Origin of the sequence: Kaistella haifensis DSM 19056, assembly GCF_000735695.2 — a bacterium.
Taxonomy (GTDB): domain Bacteria; phylum Bacteroidota; class Bacteroidia; order Flavobacteriales; family Weeksellaceae; genus Kaistella; species Kaistella haifensis.
Genome location: NZ_JASZ02000074.1, coordinates 1 through 1,998 on the forward strand (window position 1 = coordinate 1; position 1,998 = coordinate 1,998).

The 1,998-nt window shown below is 35.9% G+C and carries 2 protein-coding genes and 1 pseudogene; 2 read left to right on the forward strand and 1 reads right to left on the reverse strand.

The features are described from left to right. Positions 1-954 precede the first annotated feature (954 nt). Entirely contained in the window at positions 955-1,392 is a 438-nt protein-coding gene (locus AP75_RS14955; protein WP_449404352.1) for a phage integrase N-terminal SAM-like domain-containing protein, read from the forward strand. Next, positions 1,373-1,498 (forward strand): annotated as a pseudogene (locus tag AP75_RS14960) (IS91 family transposase); the annotation flags it as partial. The gene AP75_RS14955 and the pseudogene AP75_RS14960, both read left to right, overlap by 20 nt. 251 nt (positions 1,499-1,749) lie before the next feature. Here AP75_RS14960 and AP75_RS14440 read toward each other — a convergent pair. Then, positions 1,750-1,998 (reverse strand): hypothetical protein (locus tag AP75_RS14440; protein ID WP_158212092.1); only part of this gene is annotated, 249 nt, incomplete at its 5' end.

Sequence of the window (1,998 nt, forward strand, 5' to 3'; positions counted from 1 at the left end):
TTCCGTTCAACGGGCTTTACCTCCTATTTTATTTTTTTTAATGGAATCGGTGATTGGTAATTCATTTCTTGTCTTGCAGACAAAACGAAAGCTTAGTTATTGTGCGACTGTGCCTTTATTCAGAATTTTTCATTTATTTTAAGAAATTTCACTCTGTAAAAATATATCAGCAATAAAATTATCCCAACAATAATTTTCAGCCAAGATTTTTTATTATAGTCAAATGAATAATCTGTCAAATCATAAGAAAAAATTCCCATAATTATAAGAATAATTGCTATAGTTGTTAAGTACTTATTTATTTTCATTCGTATTCATTCATTAATTTAAAAGTTTAGGAAGAGCAACTCAATGAATTCAATTACATTTTAAACCAAATTTAGATATTACTGTTTTGATATTAATTGCAATCATTATAAAAAAGATTGCGGAAATTAGTCCAGCAACATTTCCATTTAGAGTTCTTTCAATATAAATATTGAAAATAGACGCTAAAAGTCCAATTATTCCAAGGAACAAGAATAAAAATTTCAAGATATTAATTTTCATATTTTCTTTAATTTATCGTTTAATGCGTAATTCTTTGATGGCATATCGCACAACGGAAAAGGGCTTTGCGAGGTGAGGGCTATTGTAACCGAGATTTCGAGAGGTGACCGAAGGCTAGCAATAACTTTTTCCATTTTTTAAAATTACAAAAAAACTAAAAAATGGAAAAGTTTTTTGCGGGTATTTTCTAGAATTTCTCTGAGATTTCCTTCAACCCCGCATCTTGCAAAACCCATGTTGAACTAAACCTCCGGTAGCTTTTCCCATTCGCCGTTTTAGTAACTTTGTTTTTATTAACCTTTTAAAAACTCATCAAATGGCTAAAAAAAAAAATCTACTGAGGATTTAAGAACAAACAAATTCCTGAACCGTGCCTCGAGCGAAGTTAAAGGTTTTGCCGAACTTCTGCAACGCTTCGAAAGAAATATTTCCATCCTGGGCAGAAGCAGGCGTACCTTCGACAATTATTCCCGTCACGTTGCAGCCTTAGCGCTTCACTTCGGTAAAGTCCCTACCGAATTAGACCCGGAAGACATCAAAGATTACCTTTTTGAACTTCAAAATCGATCAAAAACCCCTTCTCAGTCGTACTTTAAACATACCGTTTACGGACTGCGGTTTTTGCTGAAAACCGAAGGCTTGCCTTACAGCTACCTCCATCTTCCCGCGATTCCAAAAGTGAAAAAACTTCCCACTATTTTAAGCCGTGAAGAAATCTGGCGAATGCTTCAAAGTGCTGAACTCCTGAAACACAAACTGCTCATCGGCCTGATCTACGGTTGCGGACTGCGCTGTATGGAAGTAAGGAATATCAAGCTTCACACCCAAGATGCTGTTCAATAAATGCCGGTGCTGCAAGGAGGGAAACCTGGTGACCATTGCCGTTTTCGGGCAGCGCGGTCCGCCGCAGGACTTTCTTTTCGTCACCCAATCTTTCTCTGCGAAATAACCTTTGCGGGTAAGGGAAGCTGTGCTCTACAGCCAATAAAACCCCGCAGAAACCACTTCCAAAGGCTACCAAACGTCACAAAAAAAGCAGTCCTTCCGAAAAAACTGCTTTGCACCTCTAAATTCTAAAAACGACATCCCCATAAGAGGACCATCATACCGCTGAAAAGCCACCGGAGCTTCCGTTCAACGGGCTTTCATCTCGTGTCCTGCGGACAAGACGAAAGCTTAGTTATTATCGGCAGTGGTTTTTTATTTAAATTCTATCGGATTATTCCTTTTTTTCATATTCGTTTTAACTCTATCTACACTTTCAGGTGCAACAGTAAATCCTGACATTGACATTTCATTAATAATATTTTCATTGATATTATTTACTGCTTTAAAATATTCTTCTTTACTAATTTTTTTATGTTGAGTAAAATAGCTATCTTTTAGTATTGTATTTTCAAATAAAATACCCTTCTTAATGCTAATTAAATCAAACGAGTAGTTGTTTTT